A 16190-nucleotide genomic window follows, 5' to 3' on the forward strand; every position below is an offset into this window, starting at 1 on the left:
CTTTGGTTACTTGTCCCAACGCAAGTGCCGGGCGGGTCATTCCCGCCACCGCCCGACCGCTCGGAGAAGGGTCAGCCGAACAGCAGCGCCCCGGAGGCGACCACCCCGGCGACCACGACCAGGCTGCGCAGCAGGGAGACCGACATCCGCCGGGCGACCCGGGCGCCGACGTACCCGCCGACGATCGAGCTCACCGCGAGCAGTCCCACGACCGCCCAGTCGACGTCGGCGACGACGGTGAAGATCACCGCGGCGACCAGGTTGGAGGCCAGCAGCGAGGCGGTCCGGATGCCGCCGATGACCCGCAGGTCGATGTCGAGCCCGAGCGCGAGCGTGGCGATCATCATCACCCCCGCGCCGGCGCCGAAGTAGCCGCCGTAGACGCCGGTCAGCAGCACGAAGAGGATCGTGACCGGCGACAGCCGGACCCGCGGCGACCCGTCGTGGCCGGCCCGCTCGCGGCGTACGGCCAGCCAGCGCGAGATCCGCGGCTGGGCGCCCACGACCAGGCAGGTCACCAGGATCAGCCACGGGACGATGGCCTCGAAGACACCCGGCGGCAGGGCAAGCAGCAGCGCCGCTCCCACCGCGCCGGCGACTCCGGTCAGGGCGATCACCTGCCGGGTGATCGCCGGCTCGGCGCGCAGCTCCTCGCGGTAGCCGACCGCCCCGCCCAGGCCGCCGGGCACCAGGCCGATGGTGTTGCTCACATTGGCGGTCACCGGCGGCAGGCCGACGGCGAGCAGGATCGGGAAGCTCAGCAGCGAGGCGACCCCGACGCTCGAGGTGAGGATCCCCGCACCGAAGCCCGCCAGCACCACCAGCGTCTGGTCGACACCGTCCACCGCGATCAGACCCCCGGGCCGTCGGGCGGTCCGGGATCGCCGAGCAGCCCGGCGCAGGCGATGGCCGCCGCGCTCGCGTCGCCGCGGATGATCGCCTCGGCGACCGCGTCCAGCCCGGCGCGCACCTCGACGCCGTCGAGGGGATCGGGGGCGTGCGCGGCGAGCAGGTCGTCGAGGTCCGCGAGCAGCGGCGACTCCGCGAGCCGGCGGATGCAGCGCCAGGTGTGCTCGAACGAGCGGGGCCGACCGTCGTCGGCGAGCATCGCCAGCCGCAGCGACTGCTGGGGGTTCACCGCCGCCGCCCGGGCGATGCCGGCCAGCATCGCCTCGCGGGCCGCCACCGCCTCGGCCCGGGGACGTGCGGCCACGGCGGAGTCGAACCGGTCGCCGGCCGCCTCGCCCGCCGGCTCGCGCACCAGCGCCCCCACGCCGTGCCGGACCTCGATCCGGCCCCGGGTCTCGAGCGCCGCTAGCGCGCGCGACAGCGTGGCCCGGCTGACCCCGAGCTCGGCGGCGAGCTGACGCTCGGGCGGCAGCCGGTCACCGCCGACCAGCCCCTGGGCCTCGATGAAGTCGGAGATGTGCGCCGCCAGGCTCTCGTAGAGACGCTCACGACGCAGCGGCGGCAGGCTCGCGCGGGACCCCGGCTCGGACATGCGGCACAGCATAGGGGATGAAGGCTCATTGGACAGGTGGCCTAGCCACTGGTAACAATCACCCCGTTATGACGCGGGTCACGGTCCCGCCTCTGCTGCGGATCGGCCCGCCCGGTCGCCGGAGCCCCTGACTCGGAAAGGGAGCCATGTCCCACGAAATCGTCTCGCTGGCGGTCCTCGCGATCGTCTTCCTCGTCGCCACCCTGCGCGGGGTCAACATGGGTGCCCTCGCCCTGGTGGCCGCCTTCATCGTGGGCCTCGGCGTCTACGACGTCTCCACCGACGACGTCCTGCTCGGCTTCCCGAGCGACCTCTTCGTCATCCTGGTCGGCGTCACCTACCTCTTCGCGCTGGCGAAGAACAACGGCACCGTGGACTGGATCGTGCACGGGGCCGTCCGCGCGGTCGGCGGCCGGGTGGCGCTGGTGCCGTGGGCGATGTTCCTGGTCTGCGCCGTCGTCACCTCGATCGGCGCGGTGAGCCCGGCCGCGGTCGCGATCGTCGCGCCCGTGGCGATGGGGTTCGCGGCTCGCTACCGGATCCACCCCGTGATGATGGGGATGATGGTCGTCCAGGGCGCGACCGCTGGCAGCTTCTCCCCGATCGGCATCTTCGGCTCGATCACCAACGGCGTCGTCGACGACAACGACCTGCCGGGCAACCAGCTGTTCCTCTTCGTCTCCACCTTCCTGGCCGCCACGCTGATCGCACTGGTGACCTACCTGGCCTTCGGCGGCCGCCGGCTGCTGGCCCGCGGTCGCGACGAGGCCGCGCTCGCGCGGATGGGCGCCGAGGCCGAGCAGGCGTCGTACGCCGCCACGCACGGCCGGTCCTCCGGCACCCCGCACTCGGCCGTCGAGGCCCGCCGCACCACCGCCGGCTCCGGGGGCGACGACGACGTCACCCGACTCGACCCGCAGCGCTCGCTGACGCTGCTCGGCCTGGTCGCCCTGATGATCGGCGCCCTGGGCTTCGACCTCGACGTGGGCTTCACCGCACTGACGATCGCCGTCGCGCTCACCCTGGTGTTCCCCGCCTCGGCCAAGGGCGCCGTCGAGAAGATCAGCTGGGGCACCGTGCTGCTCATCGGCGGCATCGTCACCTACGTCACGCTCCTCGAGAACCAGGGCGTCGTCGACTGGCTCGGCGACGGCGTCGCCGACGTCGGGGCACCGCTGCTGGCCGCCCTGCTGATCTGCCTGATCGGCTCCGTGGTCTCGGCGTTCGCGTCCACGACCGGCATCATCGGTGCGCTGATCCCGCTCGCGGTGCCCTTCCTGCTCACCGACCAGGTCAACGCGGTCGGGCTGATCGCGGCGCTCGCGATCTCGAGCTCGGTGGTGGACTGCAGCCCGTTCTCGACGAACGGCGCGCTGGTCGTCGCCAACGCCGACCCCGACCAGCGCGAGATGGTCTTCAAGCGGCTCATGCAGTGGGGCATGTCGATCGTGGTGATCGCGCCGGTCGTCGCCTGGGCGGTGCTGGTGATCCCGACCGCCTGAGTCCCCGGGCCTCGCGGCCGGGTCAGCCGACGAACTTCCGCACCAGGCCGACCCGGCGCAGCGTGGCCACCTCGTCGCGAGGGAACCACCGCGCCTCGTCGGTGGTGCCGTTCACCTCGGCGGTCAGCTCGCCACCGACGATGCGGGCCTCGTAGACCACCCGAACCCCCTTGTGCCAGCGATCGGTCCGGGTGATCCGGTCGTGCGGCGCGATCACCATGGTGTCGACGCCGAGCAGCCGGCCGGGCTCGACGTCGTACCCGGTCTCCTCGCGCACCTCACGCACCACGCCGTCCAGGAGCGCCTCATGCAGGTCGACGCCGCCGCCCGGGAGCGTCCACAGCGGCTCGTCGGGCTCGTTCCACAGCGCCAGCAGCACGCGGTCACGGTCGTCGACCACCACGGCGTACGCCGCGAGCCGGGTGTCGTACTCGGTGAACTCGGGAGACTCCATGGTCCCGATCCTGCCCTGGGGGATGCTCGCCCCCCTCGTGGGGGATGGAAGAGTCATGCGCGTTCCGACCGTCACCCTCAACGACCAGACCACCACCCAGCACCCGACCCGCCGCATCCACCGACGCAGCGGGGTTTCGAGACGGTTGCTAGCGCAACCTCCTCAACCACCGTCGCCGGGGGTCACGGTGGTTGAGGAAGGCGCGCTAGCGCCTGTCTCGAAACCACCCGTCGGGACGCCGAGCTGTGGTCGGGACCGGGTCGCGTTGGTCGTGGTGGTTTCGAGACGGTTGCTAGCGCAACCTCCTCAACCACCGTCCTCGGGGCCACGGTGGTTGAGGAAGGCGCGCTAGCGCCTGTCTCGAAACCACCCCTCCACAGACATCCGATCCGGGTGTGGAAAAGTGCCCCGGATCGTGACCTGTTCGTGACCCAGAACCCTGTGGAACAAGGGGATTCAAGGCTTCGAGTGTCGGTGGTCGATGCTTCAGTAGGAGTCATGACAGCACAGGCCACGCCGCGACACCGGGTGTCGACGACGACCGCGCAGATGCGCGACCTCGTCGACGCGGTGGCCGATGCCTCGGTGGTCCATGGACCCCGCGGAGGCCGGCGCCACGCTGGTCGAGCTGACCCGGCTGGCCGCGCAGGTCGGCGAGTTGCAGGCCCGGGTGGCCGCGCACGCCGACACCATCCACGTCGGCGAAGAGGTTGGCGCGTCGTCGGCGGCGAACTGGCTGGCCCACACCACGAAGACCACGCGGGCGGCGGCGTACGGCGCGGTGCGGCTCGGCCACGACCTCGAGACCCACCCGTCCACTCGCGATGCACTCGCGGCCGGGGACATCGACGTCGAGCAGGCGCGGGTCGTCATCCGGTGGGTCGACCGACTCCCCACCGACCTCGGCCCCGAGACCCTCGCGAAGGCCGAGGCGCATCTGGTCGCGGAGGCGCGTCATCACGACGCGAAGGCGTTGGGGCGGCTGGGGCGTCGGCTGTGGGAGGTCATCGCGCCTGAGGAGGCCGACGCCCGAGAGGCCGAGATCCTGCAACGCCAGGAGGCGGCCGCGCTGCGGGCCTGCTCGGTCACGATGGTCGACGACGGCGACGGCACGACCCGGGGCCGGTTCACGCTGCCGACCTACCACGCCGCCGCCCTCAAGAAGATCCTGATGGCCTTGGCCGCACCCAAGCACCTCGCGGCCACCCAGGGCCCGGGCATCGAACGCAGGCCCGGTCCCGAGGCACTCGGTCGGGCGCTGTGCGAGCTGATCGAGCGCTACCCGGTCGACCGGCTCCCGGCCACCGGCGGTGTGAACGCCACCGTCGTGGTGGTCATCGACGAGGACTCCCTGATGGGCCGGTTGGAGAAGGCCGGGGTCCTGGACACCGGCGACCGGATCAGCCCCGCCATGGCCCGCCGCCTCGCCTGCGAGGCCGGCATCATCCCCGCCGTCCTCGGCAGCGCCTCGGTCCCGCTGGACCTGGGCCGTCGGAGCCGCTACCACACCGAGCACCAACGGATCGCGATGTTCCTGCGCGACCGAGGCTGCCGCGCCGAAGGCTGCGACCGCACGATCGGACTCCACGCCCACCACCAGCAGCGCTGGGTCGACGGAGGCCACACCAACCTCACCGACAGCGCCTCCCTGTGCGCCTGGCACCACACCCTCATCCACGACCCCACCTACCAGGCCACCCACCTCCCCACCGGCAAGATCCGCTTCCACCGACGCACGTGAGGGGTCGGGCCCTCGCGACTCGAACCGGGCTCGTCCGGATCACCGGTGCCGCGGCACGCTGACGGGCGTTGGTGGTTTCGAGGCTCGGGCCTGGCGGCCTCACACCTCAACCACCGACGTGCAGGATCTTCCGCGCTCAGGCGTCGAGGGCCCGGCCCCACTTCTCGAGGAGCTGGGCGAGTCGGGTCCGCTCCGCCCCGTCGAGCATCGCGACCAGGCGGTGCTCGTTGGCCATGTGGGCGCCGAACGCCTCGTCGATCAGCGCCACGCCCGCCGGGGTGAGCGCGACCATCCGGCCCCGGGCGTCGCTGTCGCTGACCCGGCGGGTCACCCAGCCCTGCTCGACGCAGCGGTCGACCCGCTTGGTCACCGCGCCCGACGAGACCATCGTCTGGGTGGCGAGCTCACCGGGCGTCAGCTCGTACGGCGCACCCGAGCGGCGCAGCGTGGCGAGCACGTCGAACTCGCCCTCGCCGAGCCCGAAGCGCCCGTAGACCGTGACCAGCTCGTCAGTGAGCCGGGCCGCGAGCCGGTGCAGCCGGCCGATGACACCCTGCGGGGTGACGTCGAGGTCGGGCCGCTCCCGGGTCCACTGGGCGACGATCCGGCCGACGTGGTCGAGCTCGGGCTGGTCCACCGGGGTCAGGCCCCGAGGCCGCCGTCGAGCTGCCGCGAGCGCTCGATGTCGGCGGAGTGCTCGTCCCGGATCACCACGACCGGGCAGGCGGCGTGCCGCACGCACTGGTCGCTCACCGAGCCGAGGGCGAGCCCCCGGAAGCCGCCCAGCCCGCGGGCGCCGACGACCAGCAGGTCGGCGTCGCGGGAGGCCTCGACCAGGCCGTTCGCGGGTGCGCCGCGGTAGCCCTCGAAGGTGACGTCGACGTCGACCCCGCGCTCGGCGACCACCCGGGCACCGTCGCGCTCGAGCTCAGCGACGACGGCCGCCTCGAACTCCTCGATCGGCGGGATGTAGCCACCGCTCATCGAGGCGGGCCGCGGTGCGGTCGAGATCGACCAGCCACGGATCACCCGGACGTCGGCGCCGACGCTCCCGGCGTAGTCGAGCGCCCAGGCCAGGGCCAGGTCGCTGGTGGACGAGCCGTCATGGCCCACGATCACGGTGCGCTCAGCTGCCATGGACTGGAATATATCTCACCCGGAAACTATTATGTCTTCCATGGAAAGTAACTGGCGCGTCCTCGGGCTCGCGGCGATCGCCCCCGTCGCCTGGGGGTCCGGCTACTACGTGACCGAGACCTTCCTGCCACCGGACCGCCCGCTCTTCGGCGCGATGATGCGGGCGCTGCCCTTCGGACTGCTCCTGCTCGTCTTCCGCCCGCACCTCCCGACCGGGGTGTGGTGGTGGCGCAGCCTCGTGCTCGGCACGCTCAACATCGGCGCCTTCTTCGCGCTGATCTTCGTCGCGGCCTATCGGCTCCCCGGCGGCATGGCCGCCACACTCACCGCCACCGCGCCGATCATGATCATGCTGGTCGCGTGGCTGCTGGTGGGCGAGCGACCGCGCCTCGCCTCGCTCGGCGGCGCGGCGGTCGGAGTCGTCGGGGTCGCCCTGCTCGTGCTGCGCGCGGACTTCGCGGTCGACCCGATCGGCGTCGCCGCATCGTTCGGCGCCGTCGCCATGTCATCGCTGGGCTTCGTGCTGATCAAGCGCTGGACGCCGCCGGTGGACCTGCTGACCTTCACCGCCTGGCAGCTGGTCGCCGGCGGTCTGGCGCTGCTGCCGGTCGCCATCCTCGTCGAGGGCACCCCGCCACCGATGGACCTCCCCGCGATCGGCGGCTTCCTCTACCTAGGCCTGGTGGGCACCGTCGTGGCCTACGTCGTGTGGTTCCGCGGCCTGCGCCGGCTGCCAGCGGCCGCCGTCTCGCTGGTCGGCCTGCTCAACCCGGTCGCCGGCACGGTCATCGGCGTCGCGCTCGCGCGTGAGGCCTTCGGCACCGCCCAGGCGCTCGGACTGCTGCTGGTGCTCGCAGGCATCCTGGCCGGCCAGCCGGCCGTGCTCGACCGGTTCCGCCGGCGTACGGCCCCGGTCGAAACCCTCTCCGAAGCGGCACCCGAGGCGGCATTCGCCTGCCGGTGACGGCTCAGCCAGTGATCGTCACCCGCACCTCGCCCGACCTCAGGCCGGAGTCGGAGTCGACGACGCGGAACCGGTTCACCCCCGGCAGGCTGGCCTGCACCGGGATCTGGAACTGCTCGCCGGCGACCGAGCCGGTGGCCGGGAAGTCCACCCAGCCGCCGCCCTCGAAGCGCTGCACGGTGAGGATCGCGCCCTCCCCCTGGGGATAGACGCCGGTGAGCTCGAACTGCTGCATCGGGGACACCTCGGTCACCGACGCCGACAGCGTGATCTCGCGCTCGGGCGACTCGCTCGGCGACTCCGACGGGGAGACATCCGAGTTCGAGGGCCCGACGCCGGGAGCGAGGGTGATCTGGGGGTCGCTCGAGGCGGTGGTCTTCACCGGCGTCGGCAGGTACATCGTGGCGTGGCCGTCCACGCCGGACTCCTCCGAACCGCCGCCCAGGCCGAGCACCTTGGTGCCGGCGAACACCACGAGGCCGAGGACCAGGCCGACGACGACGCCGACGCCGACGAGGGCGATCAGCCCGGCAGCGATCGGGTGCTCGTCGAGCGGTCGCTCCGGCAGTCGCTCCGGCACGTGGTCTCCTCCCGGAAGGTGTGCTGTCCTCCCCATTCTCCGGGAGCGGCACAACCCGACCAAGCGGGGGCCTCGGCCCCGCTCAGATCCCGCGCTTCCAGACGATCTCCTCGTGCAGCTTGCGGCTGCGCCAGCCGTCGGCGGTGCGCTCCAGCGTGTGGTGGTAGAGCCCGCCGAACTCGGCGACCTTCTCACCGCGGCCGTCGGCGTCTCCCGTGCCGGGCAGCGGCATCGGGTTGTGGAAGTACGCCGTCGCCAGCGCCTGGTCGCCCGGACTCCCCTCGCCCGCCTGCTCCGGGAAGCTGATCGCGACCTGCGCGAGCGTGTGCATCCGCTTGGGGAAGAACGCCGGCAGCACCTCGGCCAGCCAGGCCTTCACGGCGGGGTAGGTGTCGGCGATCCCGCCCGACTCGGTGTAGTCGATCTCGGCATCGGAAGTGAAGACGGTGTCGAGCACGTCCCACTCGCCGGCGTCGATGGCACGGGTGTAGCGGATGAGCACGCCCTCGATCTCGAGGCGGTCGCTGATCTCCTGAAGGTCCACGGCTGAACTCTGGCACGAAATTGGAACACGTTCTAGTGTGTGCTCATGCGATTCAGCTACGCGGAGGCGATGACCCGCGCGGAGTACTACGCGCCCCTGGCCCAGACCGCCGAGGCCGCGGGCTACACCAGCATGACCGTGGCCGACAGCCTGATCTATCCGAAGGACTCCGACTCGAAGTACCCCTACACCGACACCGGGGACCGCGAGTTCCTCGAGGGCAAGGAGTTCATCGAGACCATGGTGCTGTGCGCACACCTGTTCGCGCACACGACGACGCTGCGGCTCACGCCGTTCGTGCTCAAGCTCCCGATCCGGCCGCCGGTGCTGGTCGCCAAGCAGGCGTCGTCGCTGGCGTTCCTGTCGGGCAACCGGCTCGGACTCGGCGTGGGCATCTCGCCGTGGCCCGAGGACTTCGACGCGCTCGGCGTCTCGTGGGACAAGCGCGGCAAGCGCATGGACGAGTGCATGGACATCCTGCGCGGGCTGACGGGCGGCGAGTTCTTCGAGTACCACGGCGACTTCTACGACGTCGACGCCCTCAAGCTGTGCCCGGCCGCACCGGAGCCGGTGCCCCTGCTGGTCGGCGGCCATGCCGACGCCGCGCTGCGCCGCGCCGTACGCAAGGGCGACGGCTGGATGCACGCCGGCGGCGACGGCGAGGAGCTGGACCGGCTGCTGACCCGCCTCGCCGAGATCCGCCGGGAGGAGGGCGACACCCGCGACGACTTCGAGGTGCACGTGATCTCCTACGACGCCTACACCCTCGACGGCATCAAGCGCCTGGAGGACCAGGGCGTCACCGACTGCATCGTCGGCTTCCGGATGCCCTACATCAAGGGCCCCGACACCGAGCCACTCGAGAAGAAGGTCGAGCACCTCGAGCGGTACGCCGAGAGCATCATCGCCAAGGTGGACCGATGACAACAGCCACGCGCCCGAGCCGAGTCGGCGCCAGTTTCCAGAGGAGCGAAGCGGGGGCGGAAACTGGCGCCGACTCGGCGATCGTCCTACGGTCCGCCGGCGGCCTGCGGACCCTGACCCACGGGGGTTTGGGGCAATGAGCAGCGCAAGCCTGGATCTGACCAAGGTCCTCCAGGACGCGATCGCGGAGGCCGAGGAGCTGGTCGCGAACGCGCCGTTCATCAGGACCGAGCAGGACCGACTGGAGGGCTACGACTACCTCGCCGGGCGGATCCGGATGGCCATGCAGATGGCCTTCGACCACGACCTCGACCGGCCGCTGTTCATCAACCCCACCCACCAGTTCTCCCGGCAGGCCCTGGACAACCCCGACGCGATCTACTTCAACGCCTACGTCAAGGAGGGCGTCGAGTACGTCGTGCGCGGCCGCCGCGGCACGAGCGCCGACCTGTCCTTCCAGGTGATGGGCGGGTCCTACTCCGCCGACTCGGCGGCGTCGTCGCTGATGGCGTTCGACGACCGGGAGCTCGACATCGCGGCCGACGGCAGCTTCGAGTTCCGCTACGTCGCCGAGCCGGGCGCGAAGACGCTGATCGTGCGCGAGGTGTTCAACGACTGGGACACCGAGGAGCGCGGGCTGCTCACGATCGAGCGGGTCGACACCCTCGGCCGGCCCGCGAGGCCGCTGGAGCGGAACCGGCTCGCCAAGCGCTACGAGGTGGCGGCGCGCAGCCTGGTCGGCTCGATCCAGGCCTGGTTCGCGTTCCCGCACTTCTTCCAGTACCAGGAACCGGCCAACCGGCCGACCGCCCCGCAGTCGACGCCCGGCGGGCTGTCGTCGCAGCGGTCCTCGATCGGCCACTACGACCTGGCCGAGGACCAGGCACTGGTGATCACCGTGCCGGAGTGCTCCGACTGCGCCTACCAGGCGATCCAGATCGGCTCGGACTGGTACGCCTCCACCGACTACGAGACCCACCAGACCTCGCTCACCAAGGCGCAGGCGGTCACCGACCCCGACGGCATGATGCGATTCGTGATCTCGGAGACGCCGCCCGGCGGCACGCCGATCGCGAACTGGCTCGAGACCACGGGCCACCGCACCGGAGCACTCATGCTGCGCTGGCAGCGCCTCGAGCGCGACCTCGGTCCCACGGACGGCCCGGTGGCCGAGGTGATGCCGCTCGCCGACGTACCCACCCGGCTCCCGCACTTCACCCCCCTCACCGCCGAGGAGTACGCCGCGCGGATCACCGCCCGGCAGCGCTCCGTTGCCCGAAGGATGCTGAGTTGACCCAGAACTCGACAGAGCTTGGCTACGCCCAGGCCCACGACACCTCGATCGAGGAGCGCTACCAGCCCGTCCCGCTGCTGAAGGACAAGGTGATCGTGCTGTCCGGGGTCGGTCCCGGCCTCGGCCGCGCGCTCGGCGAGGAGGCGGCCAGGCTCGGCGCCGACCTCGTGCTCGCGAGCCGCACCGCCTCGCGCCTGGAGAAGATGGCGTCGGTGGTCGAGTCGCTCGGCCGGCGCGCCGTCGTCGTCCCCACCGACATCACCGACGAGGCGTCCCGCGCGGCGTTGGTGGAGAGGTCGCTCGAGGCGTTCGGCAGGGTCGACTGCCTGCTGAACAACGCGTTCGCGATCCCGCCGATGGACCCGATCACCCGGATCAAGCCCGAGGACCTGGCCCGGGCCAACGAGACCAACGTGTTCGCGCCGCTGCGGCTCTCGGCGCTCTTCGCCGACGCGCTGTCGGCGTCGAAGGGCTCGATCATCATGCTCAACTCCTGCGTCTCCTTCTCCTCGCAGCCGGAGTACGCCGGCTACAAGCTGTCCAAGGGCGCGCTGGAGCACCTCGCCTCGTCGCTGGCCACCGAGCTCGGCCCGCGCGGGATCCGGGTCAACAGCGTGGCGCCGTCGTACATCTACGAGGACGTCAACCGCGGCTACTTCGACTTCCTCGCGGCGGTCGAGGGCACCACGCACGAGGAGGTGTACGCCGCGAAGGCCGCGCCCACCGATCTCAAGCGGCTGGCCTCGGCGCAGGAGGTCGCCCGCGCGACGCTCTTCCTGGCCAGCGACCTCGCCTCGGCGGTCACCGGCCAGATGCTCACCGTCGACTGCGGCGAGTTCCACGACTGACGACCACCGTGGACGTCATACGGACAGTGTGTCCCCCTCCACCGTCCGCATGACGTCCCGAGGAGGGGCACCGATGAGCGACAACATCATGACCCGGGAGCGCCCGGACGTCGGCAGCTACGACGACATCGTCGCGGCCGCCGTCCGGACCACCGGCATGGACGACTTCGGGAGCGGCGAGCACGAGGACGGGCTGCGGGTCCTCGTCGACGACCTGTCGTCGCCGGAGGCCGGGCTCACGCCGCGCGGCAACTACTTCCAGCGCTCGGAGGTGAAGAGCGCCCTCGTCGGCGTACTGCTCACCCAGGCGCAGTTCGCGGCCCACCCGGAGCACCGCGACGTGCCCATCGAACGGCCGATCTTCGTGACGGGCCTGCCGCGCACCGGCACCACCGCGCTGCACCGGCTGCTGCACGCCGACCCGATGGCGCAGGGCCTGGAGATGTGGCTGACGCAGTACCCCCAGCCGCGGCCGCCCCGGGAGACCTGGGAGCAGGACCCGATCTTCCTGGCCATGCAGCAGGCGTTCTCGGCGCACCACGTCGAGAGCCCGGAGTACATGGGCATCCACTACATGGACGCGACCACGGTCGAGGAGTGCTGGCGGCTGCTGCGGCAGACCGGCAAGTCCAACTCCTACGAGTCGCTCGCGAACGTGCCGCGCTACACGTCGTGGCTGCAGCAGCAGGACTGGACGGACGCCTACGCCCGGCACAGGCAGAACCTCCAGCTGGTCGGGCTCAACGACCCCGAGAAGCGCTGGGTGCTCAAGAACCCGTCGCACATGACCGCGCTCGACGCGCTGATGACCGCCTACCCCGATGCGCTGGTCGTCTACACGCACCGCGACCCGGTCGTGTGCATCGCGTCGTCGTGCTCGCTCTCGGCCGAGACGACCGCGGGCCATAGCACGACGTTCATCGGCCGCACCATCGGCGAGACCCAGCTGGACCTCTGGTCGCGGGGCTACCACGCCTTCCACGACGCGCGGTCGCGCTACCCCTCGGACCAGTTCGTCGACGTGTCCTTCTCCGACCTGCGGGCCGACCCGCTCGGCGTCACGCGCGGCGTCTACGAGGCGTTCGGCCTCGACTGGACCCCGGAAACCCGGACCGCCATCGAGGAGATCGACCGCGAGGCGAGGTCGGGCAAGGCCGCGCCGTCGCACTCCTACCGACTCGAGGACTACGGGCTGACCGAGGCCGAGGTCCGCGCGGCGTTCGATCGCTAGCAGTTCTGGATAGTCCGTCACGTTCCGGTTGCCTCGAGCGCGCATCGGCAACCGGAACGTGACGGACTATCCCAGTTGCCCTCACGCGGTCGCGCGGTGCTCGCGCGGGCTCACGCCGTACTCGCGCTTGAAGGCGGTGCTGAGCGCGAACGGCGTGGAGTAGCCGACCAGGCGGGCGACGCTGGCGACGGTGACCGCCGGGTCGCGCAGCAGGTCGGCAGCGAGGGCCAGCCGCCAGCCGGTGAGGAACGCCATCGGCGGCTCGCCGACGACGTCGGTGAAGCGGCGGGCGAACGCCGCGCGCGAGACGCCGCCGGCGGCGGCCAGGGACGCGACGGTCCACGGGTGCTCCGGGTGGTGCTGGAGCAGGCGCAGGGCCGGCCCGACGACCGGGTCGGACTGCCCGACGTACCAGGACGGCGGCGCCGCCTCGGGGCGGGAGAACCACGCGCGCAGCACCGCGATCAGCACCAGGTCGAGCAGCCGGTCGAGCACGGCGTCCTGGCCGGGCGCGTCCTTGACGATCTCGTCGGCGAGCAGCGGCACGAGCGGTGAGCCGAGCTCGTCCTCGGTCAGCACGACGAAGCGGGGCAGCGCGCGCAGCAGCCGCCGGCTCACCTCGCCCTCGAGCGCGTACGCGCCGGTCAGCATCACGGTCGAACCGGTGGCGCTGTTGCCCCAGCTGCGCACCCCCTGGTGCATCTCCTCCGCGAGCGGCCGGCCGTCGGGCGTCGTGCAGTGCTGCCCGGGGTGGATGACCGCCTGCACCGGCGTGGTCGGGGAGTCGGCGATGGTCCACCGGTCGGTGCCGACGGTGACGACCACGTCGCCCGGCCCCAGCCGGAAGGGCGGGCCGTCGTCGGGCACCGCCCACGCCTCTCCGCCGACGACCGCCGTCACGGTGAGCGGCGACTCGTCCTCCAACCGCACCGACCACGGCGGCTCCATCAGGCACCGCAGCAGGAACGCGCCGCGGGCCCGGGGGCCGTCGAGCAGGGCCGCCAGTCCGTCCATGGTCCGAGCGTAGATCTGGACGCTCGCGTATGGAAGGGCGCCGTACGACGATGGATCGTCTCGGCAAGCGAGGGTTGGCTGACGTCATGACCGATCTCCTGGACCAGCTCCGCCACCCGATCCTGCTCGCCGCGACGCTCGCCACCGGGCTGCAGGCGGGCACCTACTACACCTGGGCGAGCGGGGTGATGCCCGGACTCGCGCGGGTCGACGACCGCACGTTCGTGTCGTCGATGAACCACATCAACGTCGCGATCGTGAACCCCGTCTTCCTGGCCACCTTCCTCGGTGCACCCGCGCTCGCGGCCGCGGCGGTCGCGGTCGGCCCGCCCGGCGCCCGGGGCTGGGCGGTCGCCGGCCTCGTGCTCGCGCTCGGCACCGTCGCGATCACGGCGGTCGGCAACGTCCCGCTGAACGACGCCCTGGCGGCAGGTGGCTCGCGCACCGACTTCGAGACCGCATGGGTGCGGTGGAACGCCGCGCGCGCCGTCACCTCGACCGCGTCGCTGGCCTGCCTCGCCTGGGCAGCACTGCGCGCCTAGATGACTAATTCCAAGGTCTCGCACGCTACGCGACGCTCAGCATCCACGCTGGCTGCGTTGCCAGCGCTCGAGAGACATCCAGTCTGTCGTCGCGCCGGCGCCTGGCCGGCGCGGCGCTGAGCGCCGCTCGCTTGCACGATCCCTTGGAATTACTCATCTAGCCCAGCGAGGGTGCGTCACGACGCGCTCAGCCACTCCCGCAGCCGCACGAACGTGTCGGGGCCGGCGTCCACGAGGACGCCGGCGGCCAGGTCGGCGATCGTGACGCCCGTCAGCGACTCGCGCCAGGCCTGCTCGGCCGCGTGCATCGCCCGCGCGACGCCGCAGGCCCGCTTGCAGGCGGCGGGCGAGGCCGGGAGCGGTCCGTTCTGCCGGATCTCGGTGCACCGGAAGGCCGGCTCGCGTCCCTCGATCGCCAGCACCACGTCGAGCACGGTGATCTGCTCGGCCGGGCGGGTCAGGACGTAGCCGCCGACCCGCCCCTCGGTCGAGCTCACCAGGCCGTCGCGGGAGAGGTGCTGGAGGTGCTTGGCGAGGTAGGTGCGCGAGATGCCGTGGAACTCCGCGAGTCGCGGCGCGGGCACCGGACCGTCGGCCTGACTGAGCAGCACGCAGCAGTGGATCGCCCACTCGACCCCACCGGACATCTTCATGGCGCCCATCGTAGGACGAATTCACGGATGACAACTGTCCGCGTTAGTGATCTAATCACGGATATGTCATATCCGCGTTAGATGCCAAAAGGAGCCCACCATGAGGATCGCCGTCGCCGGAGCCACCGGCCGGATCGGCTCGCAGCTCACCGCGCTCGCTCGCCGGGAGGGACACGACGTCGTCGAGCTGTCCCGAAGGACCGGCTTCGACCTGCTCGCCCCCGCCGGCCTGGAGGCCGCGCTCTCCGGGGTCGAGGCCGTCGTCGACGTGACCGCCTGTCCGGTCGAGCAGGCGGGCTCGTTCTTCCCCGCGGTCGCCCGCAACGTGGGCGCGGCGGCGACCGCTGCCGGCGTGCGCCGCAGCGTCGTCCTCTCGATCGTCGGGGTCGACCGAGCGCCCGACTACGACTACTACGTCGCGAAGCTCGCCCAGGAGGCGGCCTACCGCGAGGCCGCGCCGGGTGTCGTCGTGCTGCGGGCGACCCAGTTCTTCGACTTCGCCGGCCAGATGCTGGAGTGGAGCACCCAGGACGGTGTCGCGCACATCATCGACGTGCCCACGCAGCCGGTCGCGACCCCCGAGGTGGCGCGGCTGCTGCTCGACCTCGCCACGGGCGCGGTCGAGGGCGATGTCGACCTCGCCGGCCCGCAGGTCGAGAGCCTCGTCGACCAGGCGCGCCGGCTCGTCGCACGGACCGGCGCCGACGTACGGGTGGAGCCGACCCCGGCACCCGCCAGCCTCGCCGGCGGCGCGATGCTGCCCGGTCCGGGGGCCCTGCTGCGCGGCGGGAGCTGGGGCGACTGGCTGGCCGCAGGGTAGGTAAGGCTCACTTGGCTGGACACGGTCCGCGGGTCGGGTCCACGGTGGTGCGATCGGACCGTCTCGGAGGATCGCCATGACCACCATGCAGCTCCCGATCATCAGCATGTGCAGCGTCGACGGCTGCTCGTACAACCACGACCACGACTGTCACGCCGGGGCCATCACCGTCACCGACGGCACCAGCTGCGGGACGTTCGTCTCCAACGGCGCCCACGACGCGGGCGTCGCCGCGCACGGCCAGGTCGGCGCCTGCCACCGCAGCGACTGCATCCACAACGACAAGCTCGAGTGCCGGGCCGCGAGCGTCAACATCGGGGCCGGTGACGACCCGGCCGACTGCCTGACGTTCGCGACGGCCTGAGGGTTCGGGCCGCCGAGAACCGCCAATTGTGGTGATCCTCCGCGACGGCGGCCGTTCCACCATTGCCGAGTATGAGC

General features: G+C 71.7%; 19 protein-coding genes. 10 read left to right on the plus strand and 9 right to left on the minus strand.

Annotated features, from left to right (window positions below):
* Positions 1-71: 71 nt before the first annotated feature.
* Together KM427_RS23580 and KM427_RS23585 are read right to left on the minus strand one after the other, a co-directional pair.
* Complete coding sequence (locus KM427_RS23580) at positions 72-845, minus strand: sulfite exporter TauE/SafE family protein (protein WP_215525522.1); 774 nt, start codon at positions 843-845, stop codon at positions 72-74.
* A 5-nt stretch (positions 846-850) separates the two neighbouring features.
* A complete protein-coding gene (locus KM427_RS23585; protein WP_246391530.1) occupies positions 851-1501 on the minus strand; it encodes a FadR/GntR family transcriptional regulator in 651 nt (216 codons plus the stop codon).
* 146 nt (positions 1502-1647) lie between these two features.
* On the opposite strand from KM427_RS23585, the gene KM427_RS23590 reads away from it, so the two are divergent.
* Positions 1648-3003 carry an SLC13 family permease gene (locus KM427_RS23590; protein ID WP_215525523.1) on the plus strand — a complete coding sequence of 452 codons (1356 nt, stop codon included), beginning with the start codon at positions 1648-1650 and terminating at the stop codon, positions 3001-3003.
* A gap of 22 nt (positions 3004-3025) precedes the next feature.
* Here the strand turns inward: KM427_RS23590 and KM427_RS23595 are convergent, their stop codons facing one another.
* Positions 3026-3457, minus strand: a complete 432-nt coding sequence (locus KM427_RS23595; RefSeq protein WP_215525524.1) for an NUDIX hydrolase — start codon at positions 3455-3457, stop codon at positions 3026-3028.
* 592 nt (positions 3458-4049) lie between these two features.
* Between KM427_RS23595 and KM427_RS23600 the strand changes: the two genes are divergently transcribed.
* Positions 4050-5198 (plus strand): DUF222 domain-containing protein, encoded by a 1149-nt coding sequence (locus tag KM427_RS23600; protein ID WP_252274813.1) that lies wholly within the window; start codon positions 4050-4052, stop codon positions 5196-5198.
* A gap of 136 nt (positions 5199-5334) precedes the next feature.
* Here the strand turns inward: KM427_RS23600 and KM427_RS23605 are convergent, their stop codons facing one another.
* On the minus strand, positions 5335-5835 hold the full coding sequence (locus KM427_RS23605) for a MarR family winged helix-turn-helix transcriptional regulator (RefSeq protein ID WP_183595234.1): 501 nt from the start codon (positions 5833-5835) through the stop codon (positions 5335-5337).
* Between the two features lie 5 nt (positions 5836-5840).
* Entirely contained in the window at positions 5841-6335 is a 495-nt protein-coding gene (locus tag KM427_RS23610) for a universal stress protein (RefSeq protein WP_183595233.1), read from the minus strand.
* A 40-nt stretch (positions 6336-6375) separates the two neighbouring features.
* Between KM427_RS23610 and KM427_RS23615 the strand changes: the two genes are divergently transcribed.
* Positions 6376-7299 (plus strand): EamA family transporter, encoded by a 924-nt coding sequence (locus KM427_RS23615; RefSeq protein WP_252274815.1) that lies wholly within the window; start codon positions 6376-6378, stop codon positions 7297-7299.
* A 4-nt stretch (positions 7300-7303) separates the two neighbouring features.
* Here KM427_RS23615 and KM427_RS23620 read toward each other — a convergent pair whose 3' ends face one another.
* Together KM427_RS23620 and KM427_RS23625 are read right to left on the minus strand one after the other, a co-directional pair.
* Positions 7304-7879: a hypothetical protein gene (locus tag KM427_RS23620; protein WP_215525526.1), complete on the minus strand. Its 576-nt coding sequence runs from the start codon at positions 7877-7879 to the stop codon at positions 7304-7306.
* Positions 7880-7961: 82 nt separating this feature from the next.
* Entirely contained in the window at positions 7962-8423 is a 462-nt protein-coding gene (locus KM427_RS23625; RefSeq protein WP_183595230.1) for a nuclear transport factor 2 family protein, read from the minus strand.
* A gap of 45 nt (positions 8424-8468) precedes the next feature.
* On the opposite strand from KM427_RS23625, the gene KM427_RS23630 reads away from it, so the two are divergent.
* From KM427_RS23630 to KM427_RS23645, 4 genes are all read left to right on the plus strand, one after another.
* The gene (locus KM427_RS23630) at positions 8469-9347 is read left to right on the plus strand and encodes a TIGR03619 family F420-dependent LLM class oxidoreductase (protein ID WP_215525527.1); all 879 of its coding nucleotides are present in this window, start codon (positions 8469-8471) and stop codon (positions 9345-9347) included.
* Positions 9348-9483: 136 nt separating this feature from the next.
* Positions 9484-10641 (plus strand): hypothetical protein, encoded by a 1158-nt coding sequence (locus KM427_RS23635; RefSeq protein WP_215525528.1) that lies wholly within the window; start codon positions 9484-9486, stop codon positions 10639-10641.
* A complete protein-coding gene (locus KM427_RS23640; protein WP_215525529.1) occupies positions 10638-11489 on the plus strand; it encodes an SDR family oxidoreductase in 852 nt (283 codons plus the stop codon). Before KM427_RS23635 ends, KM427_RS23640 begins: the two co-directional genes overlap by 4 nt.
* A 73-nt stretch (positions 11490-11562) precedes the next feature.
* The gene (locus KM427_RS23645; RefSeq protein WP_252274817.1) at positions 11563-12720 is read left to right on the plus strand and encodes a sulfotransferase family protein; all 1158 of its coding nucleotides are present in this window, start codon (positions 11563-11565) and stop codon (positions 12718-12720) included.
* An 81-nt stretch (positions 12721-12801) separates the two neighbouring features.
* On the opposite strand, the gene KM427_RS23650 is transcribed toward KM427_RS23645, so the two are convergent.
* Positions 12802-13734, minus strand: coding sequence for an AraC family transcriptional regulator (locus KM427_RS23650; RefSeq protein WP_183595227.1), 933 nt, complete (start codon positions 13732-13734; stop codon positions 12802-12804).
* 86 nt (positions 13735-13820) lie between these two features.
* Here KM427_RS23650 and KM427_RS23655 point away from each other — a divergent pair, with 86 nt between their 5' ends.
* Positions 13821-14276 carry an anthrone oxygenase family protein gene (locus tag KM427_RS23655; RefSeq protein ID WP_215525530.1) on the plus strand — a complete coding sequence of 152 codons (456 nt, stop codon included), beginning with the start codon at positions 13821-13823 and terminating at the stop codon, positions 14274-14276.
* A gap of 176 nt (positions 14277-14452) precedes the next feature.
* Here KM427_RS23655 and KM427_RS23660 read toward each other — a convergent pair whose 3' ends face one another.
* Positions 14453-14929, minus strand: coding sequence for an RrF2 family transcriptional regulator (locus KM427_RS23660; protein ID WP_215525531.1), 477 nt, complete (start codon positions 14927-14929; stop codon positions 14453-14455).
* Positions 14930-15029: 100 nt separating this feature from the next.
* On the opposite strand from KM427_RS23660, the gene KM427_RS23665 reads away from it, so the two are divergent.
* Together KM427_RS23665 and KM427_RS23670 are read left to right on the plus strand one after the other, a co-directional pair.
* Positions 15030-15749 carry an SDR family oxidoreductase gene (locus KM427_RS23665; protein ID WP_215525532.1) on the plus strand — a complete coding sequence of 240 codons (720 nt, stop codon included), beginning with the start codon at positions 15030-15032 and terminating at the stop codon, positions 15747-15749.
* Positions 15750-15825: 76 nt separating this feature from the next.
* The gene (locus KM427_RS23670; protein WP_183595223.1) at positions 15826-16113 is read left to right on the plus strand and encodes a DUF1540 domain-containing protein; all 288 of its coding nucleotides are present in this window, start codon (positions 15826-15828) and stop codon (positions 16111-16113) included.
* Positions 16114-16190: the final 77 nt, after the last annotated feature.

Origin of the sequence: Nocardioides sp. LMS-CY (genome assembly GCF_018732145.1) — a bacterium.
GTDB lineage: Bacteria > Actinomycetota > Actinomycetes > Propionibacteriales > Nocardioidaceae > Nocardioides > Nocardioides soli.

Excerpts from the sequence above, each read along its gene's own strand:
- KM427_RS23585 (WP_246391530.1), bottom strand. The coding sequence starts at position 1,501 with ATGTCCGAGCCGGGGTCCCGCGCGAGCCTGCCGCCGCTGCGTCGTGAG.
- KM427_RS23590 (WP_215525523.1), top strand. The coding sequence starts at position 1,648 with ATGTCCCACGAAATCGTCTCGCTGGCGGTCCTCGCGATCGTCTTCCTC.
- KM427_RS23595 (WP_215525524.1), bottom strand. The coding sequence starts at position 3,457 with ATGGAGTCTCCCGAGTTCACCGAGTACGACACCCGGCTCGCGGCGTAC.
- KM427_RS23600 (WP_252274813.1), top strand. The coding sequence starts at position 4,050 with ATGGACCCCGCGGAGGCCGGCGCCACGCTGGTCGAGCTGACCCGGCTG.
- KM427_RS23610 (WP_183595233.1), bottom strand. The coding sequence starts at position 6,335 with ATGGCAGCTGAGCGCACCGTGATCGTGGGCCATGACGGCTCGTCCACC.
- KM427_RS23615 (WP_252274815.1), top strand. The coding sequence starts at position 6,376 with ATGGAAAGTAACTGGCGCGTCCTCGGGCTCGCGGCGATCGCCCCCGTC.
- KM427_RS23630 (WP_215525527.1), top strand. The coding sequence starts at position 8,469 with ATGCGATTCAGCTACGCGGAGGCGATGACCCGCGCGGAGTACTACGCG.
- KM427_RS23635 (WP_215525528.1), top strand. The coding sequence starts at position 9,484 with ATGAGCAGCGCAAGCCTGGATCTGACCAAGGTCCTCCAGGACGCGATC.
- KM427_RS23645 (WP_252274817.1), top strand. The coding sequence starts at position 11,563 with ATGAGCGACAACATCATGACCCGGGAGCGCCCGGACGTCGGCAGCTAC.
- KM427_RS23650 (WP_183595227.1), bottom strand. The coding sequence starts at position 13,734 with ATGGACGGACTGGCGGCCCTGCTCGACGGCCCCCGGGCCCGCGGCGCG.
- KM427_RS23655 (WP_215525530.1), top strand. The coding sequence starts at position 13,821 with ATGACCGATCTCCTGGACCAGCTCCGCCACCCGATCCTGCTCGCCGCG.
- KM427_RS23660 (WP_215525531.1), bottom strand. The coding sequence starts at position 14,929 with ATGAAGATGTCCGGTGGGGTCGAGTGGGCGATCCACTGCTGCGTGCTG.
- KM427_RS23665 (WP_215525532.1), top strand. The coding sequence starts at position 15,030 with ATGAGGATCGCCGTCGCCGGAGCCACCGGCCGGATCGGCTCGCAGCTC.
- KM427_RS23670 (WP_183595223.1), top strand. The coding sequence starts at position 15,826 with ATGACCACCATGCAGCTCCCGATCATCAGCATGTGCAGCGTCGACGGC.